The sequence below is a fragment of the Rhodococcus sp. GQ147 genome, assembly GCF_059759155.1.
Genome location: NZ_JCAXDU010000018.1, coordinates 71,437 through 96,722, shown reverse-complemented (window position 1 = coordinate 96,722; position 25,286 = coordinate 71,437). Strand labels below are relative to the sequence as shown.

At 67.9% G+C, this 25,286-nt stretch carries 22 protein-coding genes and 3 pseudogenes; 16 read left to right on the top strand and 9 right to left on the bottom strand.

The features are described 5' to 3' along the window. The first annotated feature begins 33 nt into the window (after nt 1–33). Entirely contained in the window at nt 34–1,056 is a 1,023-nt protein-coding gene (locus AC6CID_RS19605; RefSeq protein WP_064061570.1) for a CobW family GTP-binding protein, read from the top strand. A gap of 75 nt (nt 1,057–1,131) precedes the next feature. On the opposite strand, the gene AC6CID_RS19600 is transcribed toward AC6CID_RS19605, so the two are convergent. The 4 genes from AC6CID_RS19600 to AC6CID_RS19585 form a co-directional block, all read right to left on the bottom strand. Beyond that, entirely contained in the window at nt 1,132–2,571 is a 1,440-nt protein-coding gene (locus AC6CID_RS19600) for a DEAD/DEAH box helicase (protein WP_006550375.1), read from the bottom strand. Nucleotides 2,572–2,794: 223 nt separating this feature from the next. Next, a complete protein-coding gene (locus AC6CID_RS19595) occupies nt 2,795–3,208 on the bottom strand; it encodes a molybdenum cofactor biosynthesis protein MoaE (RefSeq protein WP_064062150.1) in 414 nt (137 codons plus the stop codon). After that, nucleotides 3,201–4,199 (bottom strand): bifunctional molybdenum cofactor biosynthesis protein MoaC/MoaB, encoded by a 999-nt coding sequence (gene moaCB, locus AC6CID_RS19590; protein WP_064062149.1) that lies wholly within the window; start codon nt 4,197–4,199, stop codon nt 3,201–3,203. Before moaCB ends, AC6CID_RS19595 begins: the two co-directional genes overlap by 8 nt. Then, nucleotides 4,196–5,401, bottom strand: coding sequence for a molybdopterin molybdotransferase MoeA (locus tag AC6CID_RS19585; RefSeq protein ID WP_041803405.1), 1,206 nt, complete (start codon nt 5,399–5,401; stop codon nt 4,196–4,198). The genes moaCB and AC6CID_RS19585 overlap by 4 nt, the downstream gene beginning before the upstream one ends. A 129-nt stretch (nt 5,402–5,530) precedes the next feature. Here AC6CID_RS19585 and moaA point away from each other — a divergent pair, with 129 nt between their 5' ends. Continuing rightward, nucleotides 5,531–6,589 carry a GTP 3',8-cyclase MoaA gene (moaA, locus tag AC6CID_RS19580; RefSeq protein WP_006550378.1) on the top strand — a complete coding sequence of 353 codons (1,059 nt, stop codon included), beginning with the start codon at nt 5,531–5,533 and terminating at the stop codon, nt 6,587–6,589. Beyond that, nucleotides 6,582–6,860 (top strand): MoaD/ThiS family protein, encoded by a 279-nt coding sequence (locus AC6CID_RS19575; RefSeq protein WP_006550379.1) that lies wholly within the window; start codon nt 6,582–6,584, stop codon nt 6,858–6,860. The genes moaA and AC6CID_RS19575 overlap by 8 nt, the downstream gene beginning before the upstream one ends. Here the strand turns inward: AC6CID_RS19575 and nadE are convergent. Continuing rightward, a complete protein-coding gene (nadE, locus tag AC6CID_RS19570; protein ID WP_006550380.1) occupies nt 6,857–7,693 on the bottom strand; it encodes an NAD(+) synthase in 837 nt (278 codons plus the stop codon). The two genes, AC6CID_RS19575 and nadE, sit on opposite strands and share 4 nt — an antisense overlap. A gap of 77 nt (nt 7,694–7,770) precedes the next feature. Between nadE and AC6CID_RS19565 the strand changes: the two genes are divergently transcribed. Continuing rightward, a complete protein-coding gene (locus AC6CID_RS19565) occupies nt 7,771–8,571 on the top strand; it encodes a fructosamine kinase family protein (protein WP_072740427.1) in 801 nt (266 codons plus the stop codon). After that, entirely contained in the window at nt 8,568–9,116 is a 549-nt protein-coding gene (locus AC6CID_RS19560) for a nucleosidase (protein WP_006550382.1), read from the top strand. Before AC6CID_RS19565 ends, AC6CID_RS19560 begins: the two co-directional genes overlap by 4 nt. A 21-nt stretch (nt 9,117–9,137) precedes the next feature. Here AC6CID_RS19560 and AC6CID_RS19555 read toward each other — a convergent pair whose 3' ends face one another. Genes AC6CID_RS19555 through AC6CID_RS19545 form a run of 3 tightly spaced genes read right to left on the bottom strand, consistent with a single transcriptional unit; the run spans nt 9,138 to nt 11,022 of the window. Continuing rightward, the gene (locus AC6CID_RS19555; protein ID WP_039586033.1) at nt 9,138–9,557 is read right to left on the bottom strand and encodes an META domain-containing protein; all 420 of its coding nucleotides are present in this window, start codon (nt 9,555–9,557) and stop codon (nt 9,138–9,140) included. Nucleotides 9,558–9,581: 24 nt separating this feature from the next. After that, a complete protein-coding gene (locus tag AC6CID_RS19550; RefSeq protein WP_255026055.1) occupies nt 9,582–10,373 on the bottom strand; it encodes an META domain-containing protein in 792 nt (263 codons plus the stop codon). Nucleotides 10,374–10,377: 4 nt separating this feature from the next. Then, nucleotides 10,378–11,022, bottom strand: a complete 645-nt coding sequence (locus tag AC6CID_RS19545) for a TetR/AcrR family transcriptional regulator (RefSeq protein ID WP_050993422.1) — start codon at nt 11,020–11,022, stop codon at nt 10,378–10,380. A 128-nt stretch (nt 11,023–11,150) separates the two neighbouring features. Here AC6CID_RS19545 and AC6CID_RS19540 point away from each other — a divergent pair, with 128 nt between their 5' ends. The 11 genes and pseudogenes from AC6CID_RS19540 (at nt 11,151) to AC6CID_RS19490 (ending at nt 24,787) form a co-directional block, all read left to right on the top strand. Continuing rightward, entirely contained in the window at nt 11,151–11,708 is a 558-nt protein-coding gene (locus tag AC6CID_RS19540) for an NAD(P)H-dependent oxidoreductase (RefSeq protein WP_006550386.1), read from the top strand. A gap of 222 nt (nt 11,709–11,930) precedes the next feature. Then, the gene (locus AC6CID_RS19535) at nt 11,931–12,545 is read left to right on the top strand and encodes a 2Fe-2S iron-sulfur cluster-binding protein (protein ID WP_051121499.1); all 615 of its coding nucleotides are present in this window, start codon (nt 11,931–11,933) and stop codon (nt 12,543–12,545) included. Continuing rightward, nucleotides 12,542–13,543 carry an FAD binding domain-containing protein gene (locus AC6CID_RS19530; RefSeq protein WP_024101424.1) on the top strand — a complete coding sequence of 334 codons (1,002 nt, stop codon included), beginning with the start codon at nt 12,542–12,544 and terminating at the stop codon, nt 13,541–13,543. Before AC6CID_RS19535 ends, AC6CID_RS19530 begins: the two co-directional genes overlap by 4 nt. Then, nucleotides 13,540–15,663, top strand: a complete 2,124-nt coding sequence (locus tag AC6CID_RS19525; RefSeq protein WP_498354331.1) for a xanthine dehydrogenase family protein molybdopterin-binding subunit — start codon at nt 13,540–13,542, stop codon at nt 15,661–15,663. Before AC6CID_RS19530 ends, AC6CID_RS19525 begins: the two co-directional genes overlap by 4 nt. A gap of 409 nt (nt 15,664–16,072) precedes the next feature. Further along, nucleotides 16,073–16,303: a redoxin NrdH gene (locus tag AC6CID_RS19520; protein ID WP_006550390.1), complete on the top strand. Its 231-nt coding sequence runs from the start codon at nt 16,073–16,075 to the stop codon at nt 16,301–16,303. Between the two features lie 106 nt (nt 16,304–16,409). After that, entirely contained in the window at nt 16,410–16,862 is a 453-nt protein-coding gene (gene nrdI / locus AC6CID_RS19515; protein WP_220666251.1) for a class Ib ribonucleoside-diphosphate reductase assembly flavoprotein NrdI, read from the top strand. A gap of 83 nt (nt 16,863–16,945) precedes the next feature. After that, a pseudogene (locus AC6CID_RS19510) lies at nt 16,946–17,503 on the top strand (ribonucleotide reductase N-terminal alpha domain-containing protein); the annotation flags it as partial. 6 nt (nt 17,504–17,509) lie between these two features. Next, nucleotides 17,510–18,697: pseudogene (locus tag AC6CID_RS19505) on the top strand (LAGLIDADG family homing endonuclease); the annotation flags it as partial. 24 nt (nt 18,698–18,721) lie between these two features. Continuing rightward, nucleotides 18,722–20,338, top strand: a pseudogene (gene nrdE / locus AC6CID_RS19500) (class 1b ribonucleoside-diphosphate reductase subunit alpha); the annotation flags it as partial. A gap of 51 nt (nt 20,339–20,389) precedes the next feature. Further along, on the top strand, nt 20,390–21,391 hold the full coding sequence (nrdF, locus tag AC6CID_RS19495; protein WP_006550395.1) for a class 1b ribonucleoside-diphosphate reductase subunit beta: 1,002 nt from the start codon (nt 20,390–20,392) through the stop codon (nt 21,389–21,391). Between the two features lie 159 nt (nt 21,392–21,550). Continuing rightward, a complete protein-coding gene (locus AC6CID_RS19490; protein WP_064061602.1) occupies nt 21,551–24,787 on the top strand; it encodes an arabinosyltransferase domain-containing protein in 3,237 nt (1,078 codons plus the stop codon). On the opposite strand, the gene AC6CID_RS19485 is transcribed toward AC6CID_RS19490, so the two are convergent. Then, on the bottom strand, nt 24,781–25,254 hold the full coding sequence (locus AC6CID_RS19485) for an NUDIX hydrolase (protein ID WP_159417938.1): 474 nt from the start codon (nt 25,252–25,254) through the stop codon (nt 24,781–24,783). The genes AC6CID_RS19490 and AC6CID_RS19485 overlap by 7 nt on opposite strands. Nucleotides 25,255–25,286: the final 32 nt, after the last annotated feature.

Genomic DNA, 25,286 nt, shown 5'->3' with positions numbered 1-25,286 from the left:
ACCGCGTACGAGCGCACGGCTAGTCTCACCACCATGGCGAAGAAGCAGATCCCGGTGATCGTGGTGGCCGGATTTCTCGGCGCGGGGAAGACGACGCTGCTCAACCACCTGCTGCGCAACACCCGCGGTGCGCGGATCGGTGTGATCGTCAACGATTTCGGTTCCGTCAACATCGATTCGATGATGGTGGCGGGGCAGGTCGACTCGATGGTCTCGCTGAGCAACGGATGTCTGTGCTGCGCAGTCGATGTCAGTGACATGGACGCGATGCTCGACAAGCTCGCCCACCGCTCGTCCGATCTCGACGTGATCGTCGTCGAGGCGAGTGGACTCGCCGAGCCCCGCAACATGATCCGGCTCGTCGCCGGTTCGGAGAACGAATACGTCTCCTACGGTGGCCTCGTGCTGGTCGTCGACGCGGTGGAGTTCGACGCGACCGCCGAGCAGCATCCCGAGGTCGAACAGCACGTGGCGCTCGCCGATCTGGTGCTGATCAACAAGACCGACCGGATCGACGGTGAGGCCCACGACGATCTGCTGACGCGCCTGTGCCGGCTCAACTCCCGCGCCGCGGTCGTCTCGACCGATCACGGTCGCCTCGACCCGGCGTTGCTGTTCGACATCCCGGAGCGGCCGGGTCCGCAGCCGGGGGAGCAGCTCACCCTCGACCGGTTGCTCTACGAGCAGGACAACCACGAGCACACCCATCTGCACGACGGCTACGACGCGATCACCTTCGAGTCAGCAGATGCACTGCACCCCCGCGTGCTGGTCGATCTCCTCGAGAACCAGCCCGCAGGGGTGTTCCGTATCAAGGGATACGTGCGAGTCGCTGCCGGACTGGACACCGGCACCTATCTGTTGCACACCGTCGGCGACCACATCAGGTTCGAACCGGCGGGTCGCGGCGACGACGTGCCCGACGGGACGCAGCTCGTCGTCATCGGGGCCGATCTCGACTCCGACGACGTACGCGAGCGACTACGCCGCTGCGTGCCGACCGAACCGGTGTCCGCGGACGCGATGTACGCGATACACCGATTCACGCCCCGCTGAGGCGGAAGGCCGATTCATCCCGCTGAGGCGGAAGGCCGACTCACCCCCGCTGACGCGGGAGGCAGGCCCTTCGGCTCAGCGAGCGGCGGAGGTACGGCGCTGGGGACGACGACGGCCACCGGTGGCAGCTGCGGCGCCCTGACCGGCCGAACGCTGACCGCCGGCCGCGCGCTGCCCACCCGAGGAGCGCTGCCCACCCGAGGAGCGCTGCCCACCGGCGGAACGCTGTCCGCTCGACGAGGAACGCTGACCCGAACCGGAGCCCTGGCGGGGAGCCGACGAACGGCGGCTGCCGCCGTTGCGCTGCGGACGCGACGGCGCGGAAGCCTGCTTCGGTGCCGGCGCGACGTACGGCGCGATCTCGCCGACGAGCTTCAGCACGTGCTCGGAATCCGCCGTCACCTTGATGGGGGTGACGTCGATGGCGGCCTTGCGCATGATGGCCGCGAGATCCCTGCGCTGGTCGGGTAGGACGACGGTGACGACGTCGCCGGTGCTGCCGGCGCGGGCCGTGCGACCGGAGCGGTGCAGGTACGCCTTGTGCTCGGCCGGGGGATCGACGTGCACGACGAGTTCGACGTCGTCGACGTGGACACCACGTGCGGCGACGTCCGTCGCCACGAGCACCCGCGCCTCACCCGACGAGAACGCGGCGAGATTGCGGTCGCGGGCGTTCTGGGAGAGGTTGCCGTGCAGGTCCACCGCTGGGATGCCGGAGTCGGTGAGTTGCTTGGCGAGCTTGCGGGCCTGATGCTTGGTGCGCATGAACAGGATTCGGCGACCGGTTCCCGATGCGAGGGTGCGGACGAGGTCCTTCTTCGTATCCATGCCCGCGACGTCGAAGACGTGGTGGGTCATCGCGGCGACGGGGGAGGTGGCCTCGTCGACCGAGTGCATGACCGGGTTCTTCAGGAACCGCTTGACGAGCTTGTCGACGCCGTTGTCCAGGGTGGCCGAGAACAGCAGGCGCTGACCGTCTTTCGGTGTCGCCGTCAGGATGCGGGTGACGCCGGGCAGGAAGCCGAGGTCTGCCATGTGATCGGCCTCGTCGAGCACTGTGACCTCGATGTCGTCGAGCGCCACGAACTTCTGGCGCATGAGGTCCTCGAGGCGGCCCGGGCAGGCGATGACGATGTCGACGCCGCGACGGAGGGCCTCGACCTGGCGCTTCTGCGACACGCCGCCGAAGATCGTGGTGACCTTCAGACCCGACGAATGCGCGAGCGGTTCGATGGCCGCGGCGATCTGGGTCGCCAGTTCGCGGGTGGGAGCCAGGATCAGGCCACGCGGACGGCCTGCCGCCCGGGTGCTCCTGCCGGCGAGGCGAGCGGCGAGCGGGATCGAGAAGGCCAGGGTCTTACCGCTACCCGTGCGTCCGCGTCCGAGCACGTCACGACCGGCGAGGGTGTCGGGGAGGGTGTCCACCTGGATGGGGAAGGGGCTGGTGATCCCGGCGTCGTTCAGCGTGGCGACGAGCGGGCGGGGCACCCCGAGATCGGAGAAAGATGTGGTCATGGAACAGCGCTGCCTTTCGATGCGGCGTGTGTGCACTCGACGGACCGTGTGCCCGTGGTGCTGTGCGATCGCCGCAAGGAAGGCCGGTGCATCTGTGCGTACTGCATCTGTGCATGCGAGCCGGGCACGATCCCGGGCCGCCGGTATCCCACGACGGTGGGCGTCGTCGTGACGCCCGAACCATGTCACCCTACCGCACAGGGTGCGTCAGTCCCTGATGTGACTACAGACCCACCCACTCCGAGGCACCCTCGGTGAAGTGCTGACGCTTCCAGATCGGCACTTCGGCCTTGATGCGTTCGACCAGTTCGGCGCAGGTGGCGAAGGCTTCTGCGCGGTGTGGGGCGGCGACCGCCGCGACCAGCGCGAGATCGCCGATGGTGAGATCGCCCACTCGGTGCACCGCCGCGACCGGAAGCCCGGACTTCGCCGCGACGTCCTCGCAGCACCGCCGCAGGAACGTTTCGGCATCCGGATGTGCCTGGTACTGCAGCGCGGTCACCGACTGTCCACCGTCGTGATTGCGGACGACACCGGTGAAGAGCACCACCGCACCGTGTTCGGCGCCTGCCACCGCGGCGTCCACCGCTGCGGGATCGAGCGGTTCCGAGGAGAGCCGGGCCAGTAGTTCACTCATGAGCGCCGCCTCCTGCGACTTGTGCCAACAGATGGTCGAGGATCGGGTCGAGGGCGGCGAGACCGTCCTTCACCCCGCCGGGCGAGCCGGGCAGGTTCACGACGACCGTGTGGCCGACGAGACCGGCGACGCCGCGCGAGAGCACAGCGTGCGGGGTGGCCTCGAGTCCGCGCTGCCGGATCGACTCCGCGATGCCGGGCAGTTCACGATCGAGCAGGGCGAGAGTCGCTTCGGGGGTCGCGTCTGTCGGCGACGCCCCGGTTCCGCCGGTCGTCACGACCAGGGCAGGGCCCGGACGGACCGCGTCGGCGAGACCGGCTGCGATGTCGGCGTCCGCGTGGACGAGGGGACCGCGGACCGCGAATCCCTTGTCCTCGAGCCACGACCGGATGAGCGGTCCGGTGCGGTCCTCGCGGGTGCCCGCGGCGACACCGGTCGACGCGACGACCACGGCGGCGGAGCGTCCGGTCTTCTCCATGGGCTGTTCGCCGGCCCCGGGGGTCCCGTCCCGGCCGGGTGTGTCGTCACGGGTCCAGTGGCCGCGCTTGCCGCCCTCCTTGGAGATCAGCCGCACGCCGTCGAGAACGGCGGCCGGATCCACGGCCTTGACCATGTCGTGCAGGGTCAGGCCGGCGACGGCGACCGCGGTGAGCGCCTCCATCTCGACTCCGGTCGGGCCCTTGGTCTTCGCGGTGGCCTCGATCGTGATCGAGGTGTCGGTGAAGTCGAACATCACCTTCACCGACGACAGCGCCAGCTGGTGGCACAGGGGGATGAGCTCCCAGGTGCGTTTCGCCGCCGCGATGCCGGCGATGCGGGCCGTGGCCAGGACGTCGGCCTTGGGCATGTCGTCGGCGCGGACGAGCGCGACCACCTCGGGAGTGGTGACGAGTTCGCCTGCCGCCACGGCGATCCGTGTGGTGTCGGTCTTCGAGGAGACGTCCACCATGCGGGCGCGTCCCTGGTCGTCCAGGTGGCTGAGGTCGGTCACAGGATCCGTACTTTCACGAGGTCTCCGGCTTCGAGGGAGGTGGTGTCGGCGGGGATGTCGAGGAGCACGTCGGCGGCGGCGAGTCCGGCGACGAGATGCGACCCGTGCCCGCGGAAGGGGGTCACCCCCTTCTCGTCGAGTCGCCCGCGCAGGAACTGCCGGCGTCCCGGGATCGACGTGAGATCCTCGGTGAGCGGCAAGCTCTCGCACACGACGGGCGGATAGCCGGCGGCGGCCCGCAGTGCGGGTCGCGCGAACACCTCGAACGAGACGAGCGCGCTGACAGGATTGCCGGGGAAGGTCAGGATCGGCACGCCGTCGACCACGGCGGTGCCCTGAGGGCCGCCCGGCTGCATCGCCACCGAGACGAACTGCCCGCCCCGCGGCGCGAGCGTGTCCTTCACGACCTCGAAGTCGCCCTTCGACACTCCGCCGGAGGTGAACACGACGTCGGCGACGCCCACGGCATGTTCGAGCATCGTCACGAACTCCTCCGGATCGTCGTGGCAGTGGTCGATGGTCACGACGTCGGCACCGTTGGCCGACGCGCTCGCGGCCAGCGCCGGTCCGTTCGAGTTGAAGATCTGGCCCGGCCCGAGTTCGCTCCCGGCCGTGACGAGTTCGCTGCCGGTCGAGATGATCGCGACCCGCGGCCGTGCACGGACGGGGATCGAGGTGAGGCCGACGGCGGCGAGCGCGGCGATGTGTCGGGCGGCGAGGACCGTGCCCGCGGGAAGCAGCAGATCGCCCTTGCGGACGTCGGTTCCCGCCTCACGCACATAGGTTCCGGGCGTAACGCTGCGCTCGACGGTCACGCTGCCGGCGCCGTCCGAGTCGGGGGTGGTCGCACGGGTGTCCTCGACCGGGACGACGGCGTCGGCGCCGTCCGGGACGGGAGCGCCCGTCATGATCTTCAGCGCGTGCCCCGGTTCGAGTGCCGCGACGGTGTCGCCCGCGGCCAGCACGCCCTGGACGGGCAGGTCGGCGGGGGTCGACGCGAGATCGCCGGCGCGGACGGCGTAGCCGTCCATCTGGGAGTTGCGGAAGGGTGGCAGGTCCAGCGGCGACTCGACGTCCTCCGTGAGGGTGCGGTGCAGCGCGTGCGCGAGCGGCACACGCAATGGGCTCTTCTTCCGCAACGGGTCGAGCAACGCCGCCACGTGCTGTTCGTGTTCCTCCACGGACCGCCTGCCGCTCGTCATGCCGCCATCCTAGGCACACGAGGGCCGTGCCCCGCCGCCCACGACGCGCCGCGTGTGCCCCGTCTGTCCGGATGCGATGTCACGATCGGCGGTTGTGGGCATACTGGGCTGTATGAAAGCGATGGTCGTATGACAGCGGTGGACATGGGCATCCCGGTCGTGCGCGATCGCGCAGACGACGCGTCCGATCGGCCCGACGTGCCCGAGCTTCTCGATCGCTTCGGTCGCATCGCCCGCGACCTGCGCGTGTCCCTCACCGAGAAGTGCTCGTTGCGCTGCACCTACTGCATGCCGGCCGAGGGCCTTCCCGAGATTCCGCGCGACCAGCTGCTCGCGAGCGCCGAGATCGTGCGTCTGGTGGGCATCGCGACCGGTCGACTCGGTGTCCACGAGGTGCGCTTCACCGGTGGGGAACCGCTCATGCGCCGCGATCTCGAGGAGATCGTCGCCGGATGCGCGCAGCAGACGCCGGGGCTGCCGATCGCGCTGACCACCAATGCGGTCGGTCTCCGGCACCGTGCGCGGGCGCTGGCGGACGCCGGACTGACCCGCGTGAACATCTCCCTCGACACCATCGACCGCGAGCACTTCGCGCGGCTCACGCGCCGCGATCGGCTCGATTCGGTGCTCGACGGTATCCGCGCCGCGGTGGCCGCCGGACTGGGTCGGGTCAAGGTCAACGCTGTCCTGATGCCGGAAACCCTCGAAGGTGCGGCCGATCTGCTCGCGTGGTGCCTGGACGAGGGCGTGGAACTGCGGTTCATCGAGCAGATGCCTCTCGACGCCGATCAGAACTGGGCGCGCTCGCAGATGGTGCCGGCCCAGCAATTGCTCGACGTGCTCGGGCAGCGGTTCACGCTCACGGAGACCGAACGCGAGGACCCGTCCGCGCCGGCCGAACGCTGGCTCGTCGACGGCGGACCGGCGACCGTCGGGATCATCGCGTCGGTTACGCGGTCGTTCTGCAGCGACTGCGACCGCACGCGGTTGACGGCCGAGGGAACGGTCCGGTCCTGCCTGTTCAGCGACCGGGAGACCGACCTGCGCGCCGCTCTGCGGGGCGGCGCCACCGACGACGAACTCGCCGCGCTGTGGCGCGGGGCGATGTGGAACAAGTCGGCCGGACACGGCATGGACGCGGCGGACTTCGCGCCGCCGCAGCGGAGCATGGGAGCTATCGGTGGCTGAGGTGACGACGGGGATCGAGGTGCGGTACTTCGCGGCCGCAGCAGATGCGGCCGGACGCGAGAAGGACACGATCGACCTGCCGGAAGGCGCCGATCTCGGCACGCTGCGTGCCGTCCTCGTCGATCGTTACGGCGCCGATATGGAGCGGGTCCTGTCGGTGGCGGCCTTCCTGCTCGAACCCGGCGACGGCGGCACGGGCGAACTCACCCGGGACCTCGGCCGGCCGGCCGGGTCCCGAGTGGACGTCCTGCCGCCCTTCGCGGGTGGTTAATCCTCACGCCACCAGGTGTCGAAGGGCCCCACGGGCATCACGCGCTTGTGCCGCGTGTCGAGGAACTTGGCCTCGAGGCGCTTGGCGAGGTCGTCGGTGACGTCCTTGCCCTCGAGATAGTCGTCGATCTCGCTGTAGGCCATGCCGAGCGCTTCCTCGTCAGGCAGCGCGGGACGGTCGTCCTCGAGATCGGCGGTGGGGATCTTGATCCAGGTGCTCTCGGGTGCTTCGAGTTCGCGCAGCAGCGCCGCACCCTGCCGCTTCGTCAGACCGGCCAGGGGAGTGATGTCGACGCCGCCGTCGCCGTACTTGGTGTAGAAACCGGTCACCGCTTCGGCGGCGTGGTCGGTGCCGACCACGAGGTAGCCGAGTTCTCCGGCGATCGCGTACTGGATCATCATGCGTTCGCGGGCCTTGATGTTGCCGCGCACGAAGTCGCGCAGACGCGTCTCGGTGCCGTACAGCGCGCGAGCCGCTTCCGAAGCCGTCGCGTCGGCGCCGGGCTTCACATCCACACCGAGAGTGCGGTCGGCTCCGATGAACTCCAATGCGACGAGGGCGTCGTGCTCGTCGGCCTGCTTGCCGTAGGGCAGGCGGACCGCGACGAACTCCGCCGTGTGGCCCTCGGCGCGGAGCTTCTCCGCGGCGAGCTGGGCGAGCTTGCCGGCGAGGGTGCTGTCTTGCCCGCCGCTGATGCCGAGCACGAATCCCTTCGCGGGAGTGCTGCGCAGGTAGTCGGCGAGAAACTGCACCCGCGCGTCGATCTCGGCGCGCGGGTCGATGGAGGGTTTCACCCCGAGTTCTTCGATGATCCGATCGCGAAGGTTCGTCATCTTCACGACCCTAGCGTTCCTGTGTTACTGCTGCGATACAACGGAGAAGAGGGTGGGCGAAGAGGGCGGGACGAAGTGTGCGGTCGGGCAGACTCTTCGGGGTGAGCACCGGAGACGTCTTCCGCAAACACGACCCGCACACCCATCCTGATTTCTTCCGGGCCGAGGCGGCCGGTCTGGCCTGGCTCGCCGAGGCCGGTATGCCGGTGGTGGCGGTGCGGTCGGTGAGCGAGCACCACATCGAACTCGAGCGGATCGCCGAGGCATCCCCGTCCGCCGAGGCCGCACGGGAGTTCGGTGCGGCACTCGCCCGGATGCACGACGTGGGCGCCGCCGGTTTCGGTGCGGCACCCGACGATTACGACGGGCAGCTGTTCATCGGCCGCCGCCCCATGAGCCGCACCGTGCACGACACCTGGGGATCGTTCTACGTCGCAGAGCGGGTGCTGCCCTTCCTGCGCATCGCGGTCGAGGCGGGCAGCGTCACCGGCCGTCAGTGCCACGAGATCGAGGCCGCCTGCGATCTCGTCGCCGCCGGAGCCTTCGACGACGAGGATCCGCCCTCGCGCCTGCACGGAGACCTGTGGAACGGCAACGTGCTGTGGTCGCCGCGCGGCGTCGTCCTGATCGATCCGGCCGCGCACGGCGGCCACCGCGAGACGGATCTGGCGATGCTCGCGCTCTTCGGTTGCCCGCACCTGGGCCGGGTCGTCGACGGCTACGAGGCGGCGCATCCGCTACGCGTCGGGTGGGAGCAGCGGGTGCCCGTGCACCAGCTGCATCCACTGGCGGTGCACGCCGCGGGATACGGTGCCGGGTACGGGCGGGAGCTGCACCGGGCGGCACTCGCGACCCTCGAACTCGGAGGCAGTACGTGAACGGGATTCTCGTCGTATCCGCGACCCGCGCCGAGGCGGCGCACGTCCCGGAACGCTACGAGACGGTGATCACCGGGATCGGGAAGGTCGACGCAGCGGTGGCCGTCACCGCGGCGCTCGCGGGGTATCCGGCCGACGCGCGGCCGCTCGTCGTGAACATCGGCACCGCCGGCGCATTGCACACCCACCACTCGGGACTGTTCCTGCCGTCCGCCGCGATCAACCACGACATCAGCAGCGAGATCCTGAAGAGCCTCGGTCATCCCGTGCAGGACGTCGTGCAGATCGACGACGGTGACGGCAGCGTGCTCGCCACCGGTGATTCGTTCGTCTCGGACGCCCAGATCCGCGACGCGCTGTCCGCGCGCGCCGATCTCGTCGACATGGAGGGCTTCGCGGTTGCCTATGCCGCCCGCCGCATGGGCGCGCGGTGCCGGCTCGTCAAGCACGTGAGCGACCGGGCCGACGATTCGGCGCTCGACTGGCCGAAGCAGGTCGACCGCAGCGCGCAGGAACTCGCCCGCTGGCTCGTCGAGCGTTACTGAACGATTCCATGACGAACGATCTCAGCGCCCGTCCGTACGTTCGGTGAGGGTGACGGTCACCGCGCCGGTGGTCAGGGTGAGCACCTCCCCGTCGAGAGTCCACCGGGGTGTGCCCGCGAACAGCGTCCGTACCCAGTCGTCGGCGCCGTCGCGCGGGGGAGGACACGCCATTCTCGTGGACGCGAGCGTCCCGGCGCGGATCCTGCTCCCGGACAGGTCGGCGGTGCCGGTGAACCGGTTGCATCCGGCGGACGCCGCGACCCGCTCCCGAGCGGGGAACGACAACTGGAGCGGACCGCCGCCGGGGATCGGCCGCCCCTCGACCTCGGTCGAGATGTAACGGCGACCGATCGGGTCGGACGGCGACGACCCGAACATTCCGCACCCGGACAGCAGCGCACCCAGTGCGAGGACGACGACCACGCGGACTGCTCCCGGCATGGGTCTCACGGTACCGAGGAGGGATCAGCGGGCCGTGAACTCCAGTCCGTCGGTGCCGTTCGCTGCGGTGAGAATCATCGACGAGCCCCGGACGATGTAGGTGGTCTCACCTGCGAGCACGTTCAGGACGTGCGTCTCGATGTCGGCGAGCTCGGGATCGGCGCAGGCCGCGCGGGTCATGGTGAGCGGTTCGAACAGGATGACATCGTCGCCCACCTCGGCGCTGCCGCCGAACTCGTTGCACCCCGTGTTCCCGGTGAGGGTGCCGTCGTCGGCCAGGGTGAGCGTCGGCGCGGCGTTCTCCAGGGCGACCGACCTGACGACGGCGTCGGCGGTGCGCAGCGAGGTCACCACCCACTCGGTGCCGGTGATCGGCAGATCGGGGTCGACGACCTTCTCGTCCTCGAGCGAGACCGTGATGTCGTCGCCGGTGAGCATGAAGGTGTCCCCGTCGAGCGACCAGCGCGGCTCGGCGTCGAACAGCGTGGTGAGCCAAGCGTCTGCTCCCTCGCGTTCCGGCAGGCAGGCCATCATCGTGCTCGCCAGGTCCGATGCCTTCACTCGGCCGTCGGCCAGGTCCACGCCGCCGACGAAACGGTTGCAGCCGGCGGTCGCGGAGATGCGTCCGTCCTCCGGGAACTCGACGACCATCGGTCCGTCGCCCGGGATCTGCGTGCCGGTCACGCTCGTCGAGACGAAGGTGCGGCCGGTGAGGTCCTCCGCGGAGTTGCCGTCGTCCGAATCCGAATCGGTGCTGCACGCGGCGGCCACCGCTGTCAGGGAGACCAGTGCGAGCACCCGGAATGTGCGAATCATGCCGTTACGGTACGGCGCTCGACCCAGATTTGCGGCTACCTCGACCGGTCACGACACGGTGTGCGAGTTCGGCCCAGTTGTCGGCGAGTCGGCGGAGCGGATGTCCCAGCTCGCGCCACTGGTGGAGCACGAGGGTGGCCTCGAGCGACGCGACCAGCGAGGTCGCCAGCAATCGGGTGTCGCCGGTGACTCCGGCAGCACGCAGCAGTGCGTCGACGTGGGCGAGCGAGACCAGGTGGGCGGGAGCGGTGTAGTGGGAGTCGGTGGCGGATTCGGCCGCGCGGAGCAGTTCGCCCTGCACCTCGACGAGTTCGATGCGTGCACGACCGAAGGCGATGAGCCGGTCCAGGGCCTCGGCGTCGGGGCCGAGCGGTGGCGGGCCGAACAGGAAGCCCTGCTGGAACTCGCGCTCGCTGTGGTCGAGCAGTGCCCGGACGAGCCCGGCGCGGGAGCCGAACCTGCGGAAGACGGTGCCCTTGCCGACCCCGGCCCGCGCCGCGACGGCGTCCATCGTCACGGCATCGACGCCGCGCTCGGCGACGAGCAGGGCGGCGGCGTCGAGCAGACGGGAACGATTGCGCGCTGCGTCGCCCCGTTCGGAGAGTCGTTCGTCCGCCAGGGGGAGAGCCCGGCTGTTCGCCGCAGGCAGCGCCCGACCGTCCGCGTGCGGGAGGGGGCGAGTGTTCACAAGGTCACACTCTAGCGGGGCGGGGAATAAAGCGGACCGCGGTCCGTTTAAAATTGCGTAGTCAACCACTTCGACCCGAGGATGTTCCCATGACCCGAGTTCTCGCCCTCGTCGGCAGCCTGCGTGACGGCTCCGTCTCCCGCCAGCTCGCCGAGACCGCCGCGGCGGTTGCTGCCGAGAACGTCGAGGTGACCCTCTACGAGGGCCTCGCCGACGTTCCCTTCTACAACGAGGATCTCGACGGCGAGGCTGCCCCCGCTGCTGCCGTGGCTCTGCGCGACGCCGCTGCCGAGGTCGATGCCGTGCTGATCGTCACGCCCGAGTACAACGGCACCGTCTCCGCGGTGCTCAAGAACGCCGTCGACTGGCTGTCGCGCCCCTACGGTGCCGGCGCACTGAGCGGCAAGCCCGTCGCCATCGTCAGCCAGTCGCCCAGCCAGAACGCTGCGAAGTGGGCGCTCGAGGACGCGGTCAAGGTCGTCGGAATCGCCGGCGGCAAGGTCGTCGACGCCGGCTCGCTGTCGGTCGGCGAAACCTTCGGCAAGTTCGGCGGCGAGCACGCCAAGGAGCACGCCGAGACCGCGCAGCAGGTCGCAACGGTCGTCGCCGCACTGGCCGACGCCACCAAGGTGCTCGCCGACGCCTGATCGAGACGTCCGTCGTCCCTGCCGGTACCGCCGGCACCGAGAGCGGCCGGCGGACCGACCGACACCCCCGGTGCCGGAGACCCGTGAGGTCTCCGGCACCGCGTATCCGCAGGGTCCGGCCGAGCCGCGGACGCTCCCCTCGTCGCTCGTCGCATCTCGACGGTTCGATGACGCCTGCAGCGGGAATGCCCCGAACACAGCCCACTGTTCGGAGGTTTGCCCATGACAAGCGGGGACACGAGGACCGATACCGGCCACCGACCCGATCTCGACATAGTTCTCCACGTCGACGGGGTGGAGCGTCGCGTCCCGATCGACGTCCGCACCACCGTGCTCGACGCACTGCGCGACCGCCTCGGGATCACGTCCCCGAAGAAGGGATGCGATCTCGGTCAGTGCGGAGCGTGCACCGTGCTGATCGACGGCCGGCGCACCCTCTCGTGCCTGGCCCTCGCCGCCTCGCACGACGGCGCCGAGATCGTCACCGCCGCCGGACTCGGCGACGGGGAGATGCATCCGCTCCAGGCGCAGTTCATCGAGGACGACGCCTTCCAGTGCGGCTACTGCACCCCCGGCCAGATCTGTTCGGCCGTCGGCATGCTCGACGAGTTCGCCGACGGGGCGCCGAGTCACGTAACGGCCGATCTCGAACAGGCACCCGAACTCGACGACGACGAGATCCGGGAACGCATGAGCGGCAATCTGTGCCGCTGCGCCGCCTATCCCAACATCGTCTCGGCGATCCGCACCGTCGCCACCGGCGACAGCCGAATCGGTGCAGGCGACAGCCGAATCGGTGTCGGCGACAGCCGCCTCGATACGGAGGAGACGCGATGAGCCCCCTCCGCTACGAGCGACCGGCAGATCCCGCCGCCGCCGTCGCCGTCGTGCACGAGACACCGGGTGCGGTCTTCCTCGCGGGCGGCACGAATCTGGTCGACCACCTCAAACTCGGCGTCGCGACCCCCGATCTCCTCGTCGACGTCTCGCATCTTCCGCTCGACGCCGTGGAGGAGACGGCCGACGGGGGAATCCGGGTGGGCGCCAACGTCCGCAACAGCGACCTCGCGGCGCATCCCTTCGTGCGGCGCAACTACCCGGTGCTGTCGCGCGCACTGCTCGCCGGTGCCTCACCCCAGCTCCGGAACACCGCGACCACCGGCGGCAACCTGCTCCAGCGCACGCGGTGCTCGTACTTCCGGGACGTGAGCACCCCCTGCAACAAGCGCGAACCCGGCAGCGGCTGCTCCGCCATCGGCGGATACACCCGCTACCACGCGATCCTCGGCGCCTCGGAGCACTGCGTGGCCACCCATCCGTCCGACATGGCGGTCGCCCTGCTCGCGCTCGACGCCGAAGTCCTGGTCCTCGGCCCGGACGGCGAGCGCGCCATCGCGGTAGAGGACTTCTACCGACTCCCCGGCGACACACCCGAGCGCGACACCGTGCTCGAACGCGACGACCTCATCGTCGGCGTGCAGATCCCCGCGGCGCAGAGTTCGCTGTCCACCTATCGCAAGGTGCGCGACCGGGCGTCCTACGCCTTCGCGTTGGTCTCCGTAGCGGCCGAGATGACCGTTGCGGACGGGACGATCACCGGGTGCCGCATCGCATTCGGTGGGGTCGCACACCGGCCCTGGCGGGCACACCGCGCGGAGGAAGCACTCCTCGGGCAACAACCCTCCGACGAGGTCTTCGCTGCGGCGGCCGAGGCCGAACTCGCCGACGCGAGTCCCCTCGACGGCAACGCCTACAAGATCCCGCTGCTGCGGCGAACCGTGGTGGCGACCCTGCGCGAACTCGACGAACGACGGGAACGAGGTGGATCCGCATGAGCCCCGAGCCGATCCGAGCAGGTGGACGCTCCACCGCGCGCATCGACGGACCGGCGAAGGTCGCCGGGACGGCACCGTACGCCTACGAGCACCCGGTCGACGATCCCGCCTACCTCGTACCGCTCACCTCCACCATCGCCCGTGGACGCGTCGACCGCATCGACACCGCCGCCGCAGAAGCGGTGCCCGGGGTGCTGAAGGTCCTCACTCCCTGGAACGCCCCACGTCTCACCGAAGAGGCCGAGGGCGAGTACTCCGTCCTGCAGACACCCGACGTGCTGTACCGGGGTCAGATCATCGGCGCGGTCGTCGCGGAGAGCTTCGAGATCGCCCGGGAGGCATGCTCGCTCCTGAAAGTCGAGTACAGCGAGGAACCGCACGACGCGCTCTTCCGCGCCGACCATCCCGACGCGTACACACCCGAGACCGTCAACGGCGGCTACGAACCCGACACCGAGCGAGGCGACGTCGACGCGGCGTTCGCCCGCGCCGAGACGGTGATCGATCAGTGGTACTCCACCCCTGAGGAACACAACAATCCACTCGAACCGCACACCGTGGTCGCGATCTGGCGGAACGACGTCGTGCCGTCGAACAGTGAGACCGACGGATACACTCTGACGCTATACACCTCCACGCAACATCCGCACGGTGTCGTCGAGACCCTCGCGCCGGTCTTCGGTCTCGACGCGGCCCGGATGCGGGTGGTCTGTCCATACATCGGTGGGGGATTCGGTTCCAAGGGCGGTCCTCACGCGCACGACGTCCTCGGCGGACTCGCGGCGCGGGCCCTGGCCGGGAAAGCGATCAAGTTCGCGGTCTCCCGACCAGACATGTTCGGTTACGTCGGGTACCGCGCTCCGACCGCCTCGCACATCCGGCTCGCGGCCGACAGTGACGGCAAGCTCACCGGTCTCGTGCACGAGGCGTTCGCCCAGTCGTCCCGGGTCACCGAATTCGTCGAACAGGCGGGGGTGCCGCTGCGCAATCTCTACGACGTCGCCAACGCCCGTACGTCGCATCGCGCGATCACCCTCGACGTGCCGGCGCCGTTCTGGATGCGCGCGCCAGGTGAAGCGCCGGGCATGTTCGCCGGCGAGGTCGCGATGGACGAGCTCGCCGCCGAACTCGGGATCGACCCGATCGAACTGCGCATCCGCAACGAACCCGAGTCGGATCCGGAGACGGGAAAGCCGTGGTCGTCGCGCCGACTCGTCGAATGCCTCCGCGAAGGAGCGCAGCGATTCGGATGGGATCCGTCCGACCGCGAACCCGGCCGCCGGCGGCAGGGCAACACCCTGATCGGTACCGGCATGGCGGTCGCGACCTATCCCCACATGGTCAATCCCGGCTCGGAAGCCCAGATCCGGCACCTCGGGGAGGGGCGCTACTCCGTCCGTATCGGAGCGACCGACCTCGGTACGGGTGCGTGGACGACCCTGACCCTCATCGCCGCCGACGCACTCGGATGCCGACCGGAGGACGTGGACCTCGAGATCGGCGACAGCGCACTGCCCAACGGCACGGTGGCCGGCGGGTCGTCGGGCACCTCGTCCTGGGGAACCGCGATCGTCACGGCCGCAGAGCAATTCGGCAAACGTTTCGGCGACGACCCGCCGGTGGGTGCCGAACTGTCCGCGTCGGCAGCCGAGAACCGCGAACTCGAGCACTACACCGCGCAGTCCTTCGGTGTGCACTTCGCCGAGGTGCACGTCGACGCCGATACCGGCGAGATCCGGGTGCCCCGGATGTTCGGTCTGTTCTCCGTGGGACGGGTGATCAATCCGCGAACCGCGCGTTCGCAGGTCATCGGCGGGATGTCCTTCGGGATCTCGATGGCGCTCTTCGAGGAGAGCATCCGCGACGCGCGTTTCGGGCACGTCGTCAACCACGATCTGTCCGAATACCACGTGCCGACACACGCCGACATCCGCCGGGTCGAAGCGGATTGGCTCGATGACGAGGACCTGCACGCGACACCCATAGGGTCGCGGGGGATCGGTGAGATCGGGATCGTGGGCAGCGCCGCGGCGGTCGTCAACGCCCTGTGGCACGCGACCGGAGTGCGGGTCCGGAACCTGCCGGCCCACCTAGACGACCTGCTGGCCGGACTGCCCTGACACACCGGATCGGAGGCGGGACGAGCGCGCGGAAACGGTCGCTCGTCCCGCATCCGGTTTCCCCGAACAGGGCAGTCGGGAGGGTGTTCTCGCGGTGCCCTCGCGAAGTTGTCGGTGGCACCCGCCACACTGTGCTCGAGGTCTCTCTCGTGCGCGCTGCGGCGACACGCCGGGACACGCCCGAAACGCCGTGGAGGGAGGGTCGCGACCTGGGAATATCACCTTTGTAAGTCACAACATCCTGGGTTCTGTGTATCCGATGGACACAAGGTGTAGTGTCTAGACCGCTGGAGGGCCACAAGTGCCGACGATCTCTCGGGGAAGCGGGATCGGACGGATGAGTGGGCTTCCGGGTAACGCACAGCAGTCAGTCGTCAGGCCGCCCACGGCCGTCGGAAAAGGGGCATTCATGAACATCACCGTCTATACCAAGCCTGCCTGCGTCCAGTGCACCGCCACCTACCGCGCCCTCGACAAGGCCGGCATCGAGTACGACGTCGTCGACATCAGTGAGAACCCCGAGGCCCGCGACTACGTCATGGCGCTGGGATACCTCCAGGCGCCCGTCGTCGTCGCCGGCGACGACCACTGGTCGGGCTTCCGCCCCGATCGCATCAAGGCGCTCACCGTCGCTGCCTGAGCCCGGGCCGCGTTCGCGGCGGCCCGATCGTCGTCGTCTCCGGGCGGACGTCTTCCGTGTCCGCCCGGGCCGGTCTTCGCAATCGAATGAAGAGTGGTGACTACCGATGGCTTCGCTGGGGTCGATCCCGGGAACATCGCTGGTGTACTTCTCGAGTACATCCGAGAACACCCACCGATTCGTGCAGAAACTCGGGATCCCGGCCAGCCGGATCCCATTGCACGATCGTGAGGGGAATTTCGAGGTCCGCGATCCGTACGTACTGATCGTGCCGACCTACGGTGGCGGGACGACCGCCACGGGCCGTGATACCCGCTACGTTCCCAGGCAGGTCATCCGATTCCTCAACAACGAGCACAATCGGGGCCTGATCCGCGGTGTCATCGCGGCGGGTAACACCAACTTCGGCGACTCGTACTGTTTCGCGGGAGACATCGTCTCGCGCAAGTGCAAGGTGCCGTATCTGTACCGGTTCGAGTTGATGGGCACGACCGACGACGTCGAGCGTGTCCGCGACGGTCTCGCCCGATTCTGGGAGTCCGTTCTCCAGAACGCCTGAGCCACATCCGTATCCGTATTCGACGCGCGTCGCGGACGTGACTGCGCGGCCGTTTCCTAACTCCGACAAGTGGGGACAGCACTGTGACCATTACCGATCCCGCTCCCGCCACGAGCGCACACCTCGACGATTCGCTCAAGGATCTCGACTACCACGCGCTCAACGCGATGTTGAATCTGTACGGCCCCAACGGCGAGATCCAGTTCGACAAGGATGTGGCCGCCGCCCGTCAGTACTTCCTGCAGCACGTCAACCAGAACACGGTCTTCTTCCACAACCTCGACGAGAAGCTCGACTACCTCGTCGAGGAGAACTACTACGAGCCCGAGGTGCTCGAGAAGTATTCGCGTGCATTCGTCAAATCGCTGTTCGAGCACGCATATTCGAAGAAGTTCCGGTTCCCGACCTTCCTCGGTGCGTTCAAGTACTACACCTCGTACACGCTCAAGACGTTCGACGGCAAGCGCTACCTCGAGCGTTTCGAGGACCGTGTGTGCATGGTCGCGCTGACGCTCGCCGACGGCGACGAGATCCTCGCCCGGCACCTCGTCGACGAGATCATCTCGGGTCGTTTCCAGCCGGCCACCCCGACCTTCCTCAACTCGGGCAAGAAGCAGCGCGGCGAGCCCGTCTCGTGCTTTCCCGCCGGTACGCTCATCGACACGATCGACGGGCAGCGGGCTATCGAGACCCTGCAGGCGGGGGATCTGGTCCTGTCGCACGACGGGGCGTACCACGCGGTCGAGGAGCTGATCGAGAACCCGAATGATCAAGCCTTGGTGTCGATTTCGCACTTCGGGCACAAAGAGCCGATTCGGTGCACTCCGGAGCATCCTATCCTGGTGTGGACCGAGCGTGATGTCGAGACCTTGATCGACGGCGATGGAGCGGATCCCTTCAACGGTTTCGTATGGCTCGCTGCCCAGGACGTGCGCCCGACCGACTTCATTGTCACCGCGGCGCCGTTGGGTGAGCGCGACAAGCGCGTTTTCGACCTCATGGACCATGTTGGTAATGGACTGTACGAAGAGGTCGATGGTCTGATTCGTAAGGTGAACGTTGATGCCAAGCATCGGAACAAGCAGCGTCACAGTCAGCGCTTCGTCGGTGTCAACCGATACGTCGAGGAATCGTACGAGTTCGGACTGATTCTCGGCTGGTATGTTGCCGAGGGCTACGTATCCAAGCGTGCGGGTGTCGATGGTGTGCAACCCAATGGTGTTCACTTCACTCTCGGTGCACACGAGGTCGAGTACCAGGCAGATCTGGCGGCGGCGTTCAAGCAAGTATTCGGCGTCGAACTCTCTCAGTCCACCAACCAGTCGGACCACTCGACCAAGATGGGTTGCAACAGCAAGGTGGTGGCGTCATTGCTGCTGTCGCTTGCCGGGACCGGTTACAGTACGAAACGCCTGACGCGCGATGTCATGACTGCCGATGAAGAGTTTCAGCGCGGTCTGCTTGCGGGCTTGTTCAGGGGCGACGGCTGCAGCACCAATGGCGGCATGATCCTCGATCTCGTCAATCCGGAACTGGTGGATCAGGTGCAGTTGATCCTGCGCCGCCTGGGCATCGTGTCGGTCGTTCGCCAGTACATCAACCAGGCGGGCAATGTGACGGGCCATGTGTTCGTCCCCGGGGTGCCCGGCACCAACGAAGACTTCATCTTCGACGTCGGCAAGAACCTGCACAACTATGTCGGGCGGAAGGGCGCCAAGCGCACGACCTATCAGGTGGCGCACGGGCGTCATGTCTACGGAATCCGTGAGATCGCGAAGACCGACGAGACGCCGAGCAAGGTGTATAACCTGCACGTCGAGGGCACACATACCTATACGATTCGCGGCGCTGTGGTGCACAATTGCTTCCTGCTCCGCATCGAGGACAACATGGAGTCGATCGGCCGCTCCATCAACTCCGCACTGCAGCTGTCCAAGCGCGGTGGCGGTGTCGCCTTGCTGCTCAGCAACATTCGTGAGCACGGCGCTCCGATCAAGAAGATCGAGAACCAGTCCTCCGGCGTCATCCCGATCATGAAGCTGCTCGAGGACTCCTTCTCCTACGCCAACCAGCTCGGTGCCCGTCAGGGTGCCGGTGCGGTCTACCTGCACGCGCACCACCCCGACATCTACCGCTTCCTCGACACCAAGCGCGAGAACGCCGACGAGAAGATCCGCATCAAGACCCTCTCGCTGGGCGTCGTCATCCCCGACATCACCTTCGAACTGGCGAAGAAGAACGAGGACATGTACCTGTTCTCGCCGTACGACGTCGAGCGCGTCTACGGCAAGCCCTTCGCCGACATCGACGTCACCGAGAAGTACTACGAGATGGTCGACGACAAGCGCATCCGCAAGTCGAAGATCAAGGCGCGCGAGTTCTTCCAGACCGTCGCCGAGCTGCAGTTCGAGTCGGGCTACCCCTACGTCATGTTCGAGGACACGGTGAACCGGGCCAACCCGATCGCCGGCAAGATCACGCACTCGAACCTGTGCTCGGAGATCCTGCAGGTCTCGACTCCCTCGGAGTTCAACGACGACCTGTCCTACAGCCATGTGGGCAAGGACATCTCGTGCAACCTCGGCTCGCTGAACATCGCTAAGACGATGGACTCGCCCGACTTCGCGCAGACCATCGAGGTCGCCATCCGCGGCCTGACGGCCGTCTCCGACCAGACGACGATCTCGTCGGTGCCGTCGATCGAGCGGGGCAACAACGAATCCCACGCCATCGGCCTCGGCCAGATGAACCTGCACGGCTTCCTCGCCCGCGAGCACATCTTCTACGGGTCCGAAGAAGGCGTCGACTTCACGAACATCTACTTCTACACCGTGCTGTTCCACGCCCTGCGTGCGTCGAACAAGATCGCGATCGAGCGCGGCTCGTACTTCAAGGGCTTCCCGGAGTCGAAGTACGCCTCGGGTGAGTTCTTCGACAAGTACACCGATCAGGTGTGGGAGCCGGCGACCGAACGGGTCCGTCAGCTGTTCGCCGAGTCGGACATCGCGATCCCCACGCAGCAGGACTGGCGCGAGCTGAAGGAGTCCGTGCAGAAGCACGGCATCTACAACCAGAACCTGCAGGCGGTTCCGCCCACCGGTTCGATCTCGTACATCAACCACTCGACGAGCTCGATCCACCCGGTCGCGTCGAAGATCGAGATCCGCAAGGAGGGCAAGATCGGGCGTGTCTACTACCCGGCGCCCTACATGACGAACGAGAATCTCGAGTACTTCCAGGATGCCTACGAGATCGGCTACGAGAAGATCATCGACACCTACGCTGCCGCGACGCAGCACGTCGACCAGGGGCTGTCGCTGACGCTGTTCTTCAAGGACACCGTCACCACCCGCGACGTGAACAAGGCCCAGATCTACGCGTGGCGCAAGGGAATCAAGACCCTGTACTACATCCGCCTGCGGCAGATGGCGCTCGAGGGCACCGAGGTGGAGGGTTGCGTCTCCTGCATGTTGTGACCCTGCTCCACGACAGTCTTTGCATCAGCACACAATTCAGGTAGGTAACCGATGACTGCAGCAGCACACTCGCCGGCCGACGGCGTGCGCGTCAAACTCATCGATCGCGTCTCCGCGATCAACTGGAACCGCGTCCCCGACGACAAGGACGCCGAGGTCTGGGATCGTCTCACCGGCAACTTCTGGCTCCCGGAGAAGGTGCCGGTCTCCAACGACATCCAGTCGTGGGGCACGCTCACCGAGTACGAGCAGGAACTGACGATGCGGGTCTTCACGGGCCTGACGCTGCTCGACACCATCCAGGGCACGGTCGGCGCGGTCTCGCTCATCCCCGATGCGGTGACCCCGCACGAGGAAGCGGTGCTGACGAACATCGCGTTCATGGAGTCGGTGCATGCGAAGAGCTACTCGCAGATCTTCTCGACGCTGTGCTCGAGCCGCCAGATCGACGACGCCTTCCGCTGGTCGGAGGAGAACGAGCACCTGCAGCGCAAGGCGCAGATCATCCTCGATTACTACAAGGGCGACGACCCGCTCAAGCGCAAGGCCGCCTCGACGCTGCTCGAGTCGTTCCTGTTCTACTCGGGCTTCTACCTGCCGATGTACTGGTCGTCGCGGGCCAAGCTCACCAACACCGCCGACATGATCCGCCTGATCATTCGCGACGAGGCCGTCCACGGCTACTACATCGGCTACAAGTACCAGCGCGGGCTCGAGACGATCACGCAGGCCGAGCGCGACGAGCTCAAGGACTGGGTCTTCGAACTGCTCTTCGAGCTGTACGACAACGAGACCCACTACACGGCCGACCTCTACGACCAGGTCGGGCTCACCGAGGACGTCAAGAAGTTCCTGCGCTACAACGCGAACAAGGCGCTGATGAACCTCGGTTACGAGGCGCTGTTCCCGAAGGACGAGACGGACGTCAACCCGGCCATCCTGTCGGCGTTGTCGCCGAACGCCGACGAGAACCACGACTTTTTCTCGGGCTCCGGCAGCTCCTACGTGATCGGCAAGGCCGTCGTCACAGAAGACGACGACTGGGACTTCTGACGTAGACGTTCTCTGTCACCGGCCCGAACGCATCGATCCCGTACACCGGGCGCAGCAGCGCCCGTGTGCGGGATCGCGTGCTTTTCGCGGCCCGGCCCGTCCCCGATAGCATCGCTCCTCGTGACCGAGACAAGAGAAGCGTCGGGCTCGCCTCGGCCGGTGACAATCGAACGCGTGCCGTCGGGCGGGCGGGCAGTCGAGCAGCGGACCCGTCTGTGGGCGGTGCTCGCCGCCGTCGTGGGGATCGTCGCATCCATCGCGATGCCGTTCCTGCCCGTGACGCAGACCACTGCGACCATCGACTGGCCGCAGAGCGAGAGCAACGCAGGCATCTCGGCGCCGTTGGTGTCCTACGCACCGGTCGATCTCGACGCCACGATCGAGTGCCGGTCCGTGCGCGACGCGCTGCCGGACGGCGGCACCGTCTTCTCCACACTTCCCGCAGGAGCTCCCGACCGTGAACGCTACGGGCTGATCGCCCGTGTCCGGCCGGCCGGTGACGACGGGCCGGCGGTGTTCGAGGTGATCTCCCGCAATACACTGCTCGCCTCCGCGCCGGTGGACGACCTGGCCGGGGACTGCTCGGTCACCCTGTCCTCGAACTCGGAACGCACCGTCGCCACGATCACCGGCTCGGCCGCGGCGTCAGGGGAGCGGACCTTCGACCGAGACCTGCGGCCCCAGCTCGTCGGCATCTTCACCGACCTGCCCGGTCCCGCACTCGACGGTGTCTCGGTCACCGCGACCGTCGACACCCGCTTCACGACGTCTCCGACGGTGCTGAAGATCGTCGCGATGATCGTCGCGGTGGTCGCCACGGCACTGGCGTTGTGGACGCTGGCCCGGCTCGATCGCGCCGACGGTCGTCGCCACCGCCGCCTGTTGCCGGCGTCGTGGTGGTCGTTCACCCGCATCGACGCGCTGGTCGTCGGAACGCTGCTCGTCTGGCACGTCATCGGGGCGAACACCGCCGACGACGGTTACCAGCTCGGAATGGCTCGCGCCGCGGGCGCGGCCGGGTACATGGCGAACTACTTCCGGTGGTTCGGTGTGCCCGAGGCACCCTTCGGCACTCCCTTCTACGACGTCCTCGCCCTGATGACCCAGGTCTCGACGGCGAGCATCTGGATGCGGCTACCGGCACTGACCGCCGGAATCCTGTGCTGGTGGGTGCTCAGCCGCGAGGTCGCTCCACGTCTCGGCGTCGCACTGCGTCGCAACCGGCTTCCGCTGTGGACCGGGGCGCTGGTGTTCCTGGCGTTCTGGCTGCCGCTCAACAACGGACTGCGCCCGGAACCGATCGTCGCGACGGGCGTCGTGCTCACCTGGTGCTCGGTCGAACGCGCGATCGCCACCCGGCGTCTGCTGCCCGCGGCGGCCGCGATCGTCGTCGCCGCGCTCACCGTGACCGCGGGACCGTCGGGCATCATCTGTTTCGCTGCGCTGATCGCCGGTGCCCGCCCGATCGCCCGCATCCTCCATCGGCGTGCGCAGACCCTGGGATGGCTGCCGGTACTTACGCCGATGCTCGCGGCCGGACTGGTGATCCTGGTGCCGGTCTTCGCCGACCAGACCCTCGCGGCGGTGCTGGAGATGCAGCACGTGCACGGCGTCGGTCCGAACGTGCCGTGGTTCCAGGAGTATCTGCGCTACCAGTACCTGCTGCAGATCACCGTGGACGGCTCGCTGGCCCGCAGGTTCGCGGTCTTCACCCTGGTGTTGTGCCTGGCGGTGGCGATCGTGGCGATGCTGCGCCGCGGTGGGCACATCCCCGGCACCGCGCAGGGACCGTCCCGCCGCATCGTCGGCATCACCCTCGGCGCGCTGGTGCTGATGATGTTCGCGCCCACCAAGTGGACCCACCACTTCGGTATCTACGCCGGTCTGGCCGCCGCGGTGGCGATGCTCGCCGCCGTGGCCACCGGACCCGCGGTGTTGCGTTCGCGACGCAACCGCGCCCTGTTCGCCGCGGCGGTGTCGTTCGTGGTGACCATGTCGTTCATCGGCCCCAACGGCTGGTGGTACGTCTCGAGCTACGGGGTCCCGTGGTGGGACAAGCCGCCGTCGGTCGCCGGATTCGGTTTCTCCACCGTCTTCTTCGCCGTGACGGTCGTCGCGTTGCTGCTGGCCGCGTGGTGGCACATCCACCCCGTCGCCTCCACCCGCACCGACACCCCGTCGCGGTTGTGGGCGGTGCCGCCGTTGACCGTCGCCGCCGCGGCGATGGTGCTGTTCGAGGTGCTGTCACTGGCCAAGGGCGCGATCTCGCAGTACCCGGGCTATTCGGTGGCACGGTCCAACGTCGACACGCTCACCGGCAACTCGTGTGCGCTCGCGAACGACGTGCTGCTCGAAACGGATCCGAACGCCTCGGTGCTCACCCCCATCGGTGCCGACGCGGCCTCCGCTCTCGATGCCGGGGGAGGGGACGGGTTCACGCCGGGTGGTGTCGCGCTCGATCTGACCCCGGACGACGACTCGGCCTCGGCCGGCACCGCCAACACCGTCGACACGAACGACGACCAGAGCTCGACCGGCGGTACCGGTGGCACCGGCGGCGGTACCGGCAGAGTCGGAATCAACGGCAGCACCGTCGCATTGCCGTTCGGCCTCGATCCGGTGACCACGCCGGTGCTGGGCAGCCACGGATCGTCCCTCGGCGACGTCACGAGCGCCTGGTTCCGGCTGCCCGAGCCCGACGCGACCGGATCGCGTGGGGATCTCGTCACGATCGCCGCGGCCGGCCGGATCTTCTCCGTCGACGCCGACGGCACCGAAACCTACGGTCAGCGGCTCGAACTCGAATACGGAACCACCGCTGCCGACGGCAGCGTGACCGCGCTGGGACGGGCGTTGCCGATCGACATCGGTCCGTCGCCCTCGTGGAGGAATCTGCGTGTCCCGATGGACACGCTGCCGGCCGAGGTCGACGCGGTGCGGATCGTCGCCTCCGACAACGATCTCGCGCCCGAACAGTGGCTGGCGTTCACCCCGCCGCGCGTGCCGCAGACGCAGACTTTGCAGCAGGTCGTCGGGAGCGACACACCGGTCCTGCTGGACTGGGCTGTCGGTCTCAATTTCCCGTGCCAGCGGCAGATGGTGCACCGCAACGGCATCGCCGAGATCCCCGAGTACCGGATCCTGCCGGACCGGATCGGTGCTATCTCCACGGATCTGTGGCAGGACCACAACGGTGGCGGTCCTCTCGGCTGGACCGACCAGCTGTTGCGGGCCCGCACGATCCCGTCGTATCTCGATCACGACTGGGACCGCGACTGGGGAGCGATCGAGCAGTACACACCGATCGATCCGTCGACGGAGACCGCGGAACTCGACACCGCCACGGTCACGCGCAGCGGTCTGTGGAGCCCGGGTCCGATCAACACTGCCTACTGACGGAACCAGGCCTCCGCACGCCCGGCGAGCGCCTTCCCGAGCCGCAGACGCGACGTCTCGGTGAGCGGCTCGGGAAGGTCGTCCGGCGCGAACCACGCCACCTCGAGGTTCTCGTCGTCGGCGACGCGAGCGTCCCCGCCGGTCGCGCGGAGCAGGAAGCACACGTCGAGGTACTGCGCCACGTCGCCGTTGGGATAGGTGATGGGCGCGGTGACGTCGACGCTCGTCAGCCGCACGATCTCGGCGGCGACACCCGTCTCCTCGAGCACCTCCCGGACTGCGGCGACCGCCGGTTCCTCTCCGGGTTCGAGGATGCCGGACACCACGGCCCACATGCCGTTGTCGGCGCGGCGGGTGAGCAGGACGCGGTCGTCGTCGTCCGTGACTATCGCGCTCACCCCCGGCAGCCACAGGGGTGCGGTTCCTACGTGTGAGCGGAGCTGGACGACGAAATCGGGTATCGGCACGCCCTCGTTTCTATACCGGCAGGCGTGCTGCC